6 protein-coding genes are annotated in these 4,458 nt (G+C 41.6%); 5 read left to right on the top strand and 1 reads right to left on the bottom strand.

The window, feature by feature from the left end; translation table 11 throughout:
- The 5 genes from LC574_RS28185 to LC574_RS28165 all read left to right on the top strand — a co-directional run.
- On the top strand, window positions 1-332 hold a 332-nt coding region (locus LC574_RS28185; RefSeq protein WP_229456964.1), incomplete at its 5' end, for a hypothetical protein.
- A gap of 23 nt (window positions 333-355) precedes the next feature.
- The gene (locus tag LC574_RS28180; protein ID WP_229456963.1) at window positions 356-1,357 is read left to right on the top strand and encodes a caspase family protein; all 1,002 of its coding nucleotides are present in this window, start codon (window positions 356-358) and stop codon (window positions 1,355-1,357) included.
- Window positions 1,358-1,374: 17 nt separating this feature from the next.
- Window positions 1,375-1,869: a hypothetical protein gene (locus LC574_RS28175; RefSeq protein ID WP_229456962.1), complete on the top strand. Its 495-nt coding sequence runs from the start codon at window positions 1,375-1,377 to the stop codon at window positions 1,867-1,869.
- 392 nt (window positions 1,870-2,261) lie between these two features.
- Window positions 2,262-2,654: a hypothetical protein gene (locus LC574_RS28170; protein ID WP_229456961.1), complete on the top strand. Its 393-nt coding sequence runs from the start codon at window positions 2,262-2,264 to the stop codon at window positions 2,652-2,654.
- Window positions 2,618-4,132: a Zn-binding domain-containing protein gene (locus LC574_RS28165; RefSeq protein WP_229456960.1), complete on the top strand. Its 1,515-nt coding sequence runs from the start codon at window positions 2,618-2,620 to the stop codon at window positions 4,130-4,132. The genes LC574_RS28170 and LC574_RS28165 overlap by 37 nt, the downstream gene beginning before the upstream one ends.
- Window positions 4,133-4,189: 57 nt before the next feature.
- On the opposite strand, the gene LC574_RS28160 is transcribed toward LC574_RS28165, so the two are convergent.
- Window positions 4,190-4,458 (bottom strand): hypothetical protein (locus tag LC574_RS28160; RefSeq protein WP_229456959.1); only part of this gene is annotated, 269 nt, incomplete at its 5' end.

Genomic DNA, 4,458 nt, shown 5'->3' with positions numbered 1-4,458 from the left:
AGGCTCCTGCAGCTGAAACTCCGAAAGCCTCCGGCGGAAGAGTTGCGATTGAAACCGATATGTCGGTTAAGGAACCGTGGGACAATTCGTGGAAAACCCGTTGCCGTATAAAAATTAAAGGATGTGATGGGATGATTGCGCTTATCAGCAAGAAAACTCGTAACGCAGACGGTGCGAGGTGGGAGATGAAATGTGCTGATGAAGAGGGAATTCCAATACTAGGAGTTCATGTCCAAAAGGATGATAAGGGCGCTATTCCACTAGAACTCGCTGGTTATAGAGTAGTTGAGTGGAGTTGGACAAGCATTGCTTCATTTATCAACAGCTTGTAAATGGAAGAAGCAGGAATTGAGTTATGCCTAAACGTGCTCTTCTAATAGGAATTGACACATATCAACATACATCAAATCTAGCTGGATGTGTGGCAGATGCAACTGCTATGAATAAGTTGCTTCAGCGAAATCAAGATGGTAAGCCTAACTATGAATGTCGAACTTTACTCGACAAAATGGAAAATGGACAACCAATTACACGTTCTAAGCTACGAGAAGCTTGCCAAAAGCTATTTTCCAGTGATTTCAGAGGGGACATATTGTTCTATTTCTCAGGACATGGGGTTCTGACTTCATTTGGAGGATATCTATGTACTTGCGATGCCACTAAAGATGACTGGGGCGTGCCAATGCAAGAAATAGTACAAATGGCATCCGAATCTAAAGCAAGTGATATTCTTATCATCTTAGACTGTTGCCACAGTGGAGATATAGCAAACCCTTCCCTTTTGAAGTCTGGCAATGGCAATAATCCTCTAGCTGTTCTAAGAGAGGATATGACAGTTCTAGCTGCGTCTCGTGAGTCTCAAGTCTCTATTGAAGCAGGTGGACATGGTTTATTTACAGCAGCAGTCCTGGATGCTCTAGAGGGAGGGGCAGCTGACCATATGGGTTGGGTCACTGCCTCGTCAATTTATGCATACATAGAGCGAAGATTTGGTTCTTGGGATCAACGTCCAGTCTACAAATCATATGCAACAGGGGTAACAGTAGTTCGTGAATGTGCGCCTCTTATTGATCGTCTCAAGTTATATAAGCTTTTGGAGCTTTTTCCAAAACAGGATTACCAGTATCAACTAGATCAGGAATATGAACCTGAAGATGAGCATGGAAATGTCCATGAACCTGTAAATGAGGAAAAAGTAGCTATCGCACAACTTCTTAAAGAGTATCGCGACGCTGGTCTGCTGAAACCTTCAATACCCGGCGAACAACTATTTTGGACAGCACGAAAAAGCCATACTGTACAACTTACACCACGCGGACGTGAATACTGGTGGCTTGTTTACAATCACAAAATTTAAATGAATTTCTAAAACTGATGAAAATTGGTATTACAGGACACCAAAAACTTGAAGACTCCACAAATTGGAATTGGGTAAAGTTAGAGTTTAACAAAATTCTTGCTCAATGTCCTAAACCATTTACTGGAGTCACCTCACTTGCTATTGGGGCTGATCAATTGTTTGCTGAGGCTGTTTTGGAGCATGGCGGAAGTCTCGCAATAATTATTCCTTTTAATGAATATGAGTTCAAGTTTTCAGAAGGATATGAACGTCAGAAATATCATTGTTTACTTGATAAAGCTACGACAGTCAATATTCTTCCGCAAATGGCTTCAGATGAAGAGTCATATTTTGAAGCTGGAAAAAAAGTTGTGGGTATAGTTGATTTTCTTGTAGCTGTTTGGGATGGTAAACCTTCTAGAGGTTTGGGAGGTACAGCAGATGTTGTTAAATATGCCAAACAATGTCAAAAGAAAATTGTCTACCTCAATCCTATCGTCTGTACAGTAGATGAACTAGCAGATACATAAAAAACTCTTACTGTTCTTAGTAAGAGTAGCGTGAAAGTAGCTGTAACCAAGGAAAAATTATTCCGTCTTGTTTTATTTACGGTACACAGAAATTACGAATTTATTATTAAAGTGATAACTCAATTTATTTGTTCAGTTCAGCGATAAACTTTTGCTTCAATTTTTATATTGTTACCTAACGATAGTTTTATAGAATCACCTCTTAAATTATTTACATTATATGTATTTATTTTTCTTAAATTCATTAAAATTGTGCTATCTATTATTTCGATACTTTCATAATTTACGCACTGACAGGAGACTGACTATGTGGATTCCGAGCTTACCTATCCTAATTTAATATCACTCCCCCAATGGGGGATTTTTTAGGGCAGTGAGCGAAGACTACGACTATGACCACGCCCAACTACAATGCCCTGCTACAAAGCTTTTGGACACCACCTAGTACACCCATTACAGAATATTCCAACTCAAATAACCATCCTACTGAACCAACAAATATTACTGAATTTCTAGGTGAAGATTTACTCTGGCAACAGACTATCCCTGCCACAGAACCTAATCTGAAAAATATTCCTAAGGACCTACCAAATAAATTGATTAAAGCACTTCAATCATTAGGAATCACCCAACTTTACTCTCACCAACTTCAAGCATTACAAGCAATTAGACAAGGTAAAAGTTTAATCCTCACCTCTCCCACAGCCAGTGGCAAAACTCTCAGCACATACCCCGCCATTCTGGAAGGTTGTATAAATCAAGAACAATTGCCACAGAAGCATTAGAAGCCGGAATTGACCTACCAGAATTAGAATGTTGCATTTTGCGTGGCTGGCCAGGTTCCAAAATGGCATACCAGCAACGCAGTGGTCGCGCCGGACGTTCTCAGTCTGGACTGACAGTGCTGCTTCCCAATGCTCTCAATCCCATTGACTGCTATGTAGCAGAACATCCAGAAATGCTGGTATCGCCAGAAGCTGAGGAAGTGTTTTTTAATGACGAATATCCCATCTTTGCTGCCAAACATTTGATGTGTGCAGCCGCAGAAACTGGTATTCCTACTAATAAAATCAAGCACTACTTTGGCACAGCCGCTTACGAGGTAGCAAAACTCTTGTTAGCCCAAGGGCATCTAAATAAAGGTCGTAATGGACTGTGGGCAAAAGGCTATCCCCATAAAGATGTTAACTTTCGGGGTGGCTTATCCCAAACTACCATCAAGCTAGTAGATGCAGAAACTAGCGAAGAACTAGAGGAAATCTCAGAAGATATTGCTCGCCGGGAAGTCCATCCCCAAGCCATCTACAAACGACAAGATACCAATGGACGAATGCTGACTTATCAGTGCATTTCCCTTGACTTGAACAGCAAGCAAGCAATATTAAAACAGATAGCAGATAGCTCACTGTTTACAGTTGCAGTTACAGAATCAGAAACCAGTAGCCTAACAGTGCTGACAGATCCGGTGAAGTTACCATTGCTGTTTTCTCAAGTCAGTGATGTTGATGACTGTAAGGAATACTTAATCCTGGAACTTAGTTTTGGTGAGGTTAAGCACATTACCAGTGGTTACAGTTTAATGACCCAAATCTATGAGCAGACTTGCCTGAACAAGCGGTGTCTTAACTACAAAGAGCTGCTACCTAAAGAACGTCGTTGTCCACTTTGTAGCAAACTCACACGCAAAGCTGTAATTGTGAAAACCCTGTCAGAAGAAAAGTTTGAGCAGCCTTTTCGTACACAATTTTCAGCACCAATGGTCAAAGTAGCGATAAACTCAAGTGCGCGAGAATATCTCCAAGACTTTGCCAAGGAAACTAGAACTAGTCTTACCCGCAGTGGAGAACCGATTCCCCCTGGCTATCAACAGTTGTGGGAATATTCCAGTCCCTTAATTGCTATCCACAGCTTTGGGCATCAAATTATGAGAGCGTTACAACTGGTGGCTAGAGTTGACCCAAAACAGGTGAATTTTACAGTAGTGAAGGAGTTAGGGGAAAATAACAATTACACAGGCTATTTCTGTGATACCAGTGATGGTGGTAATGGTGCGGCTGAAGCTGTGTTTAAGCATTTGCCAAAACTTGCTGGTGCTGCTAAGGCGATCGCACGAGATTGTAATTGTGATACTGGCTGTGCCAAGTGCCTAATTCAACATGGTTGCCCTGATGGAAACACTGCTTTATTGAAGCAAATGGGATTATTGTTGTTAGATGCGATCGCCTCCGGTCGGTCGGAGACCATCGCCTCCACCGGGGCGTAGCCCTACACCTGATGTTTGACAAGAGCATCGTCGTAGACATCGTTCAAATTCAAGATTTTATTGTTCCAGATACTCAATCACTGCCTCCAAGTCTGCAATCGCACGATTAAATCGATTGAGCATTGCTTCTGCTACTTCTGGTTGGGCGTTGACAGTCGGTAGTTTTTCCCTCACCACATCTTTGAGTGCTTCTAGCCACAGCGACAAATTTGTATGTCGAACTGCTGTCAACAATCCCATATTGGTGAGAACAGACAAATGAAACCCAAGTTGGTCTTGTCCACCATAACCCAAGTATCCGTTGCTCAGTTCTAGTTTTTCTGGAG

It is taken from the genome of Nostoc sp. CHAB 5715, assembly GCF_020829685.1.
Lineage (GTDB): Bacteria > Cyanobacteriota > Cyanobacteriia > Cyanobacteriales > Nostocaceae > Nostoc.
Note: the sequence above shows the minus strand (reverse complement) of the source record. Positions and strands in the feature narration are given on the sequence as shown.

Excerpts from the sequence above, each read along its gene's own strand:
- LC574_RS28180 (WP_229456963.1), top strand. The coding sequence starts at position 356 with ATGCCTAAACGTGCTCTTCTAATAGGAATTGACACATATCAACATACA.
- LC574_RS28175 (WP_229456962.1), top strand. The coding sequence starts at position 1,375 with ATGAAAATTGGTATTACAGGACACCAAAAACTTGAAGACTCCACAAAT.
- LC574_RS28170 (WP_229456961.1), top strand. The coding sequence starts at position 2,262 with ATGACCACGCCCAACTACAATGCCCTGCTACAAAGCTTTTGGACACCA.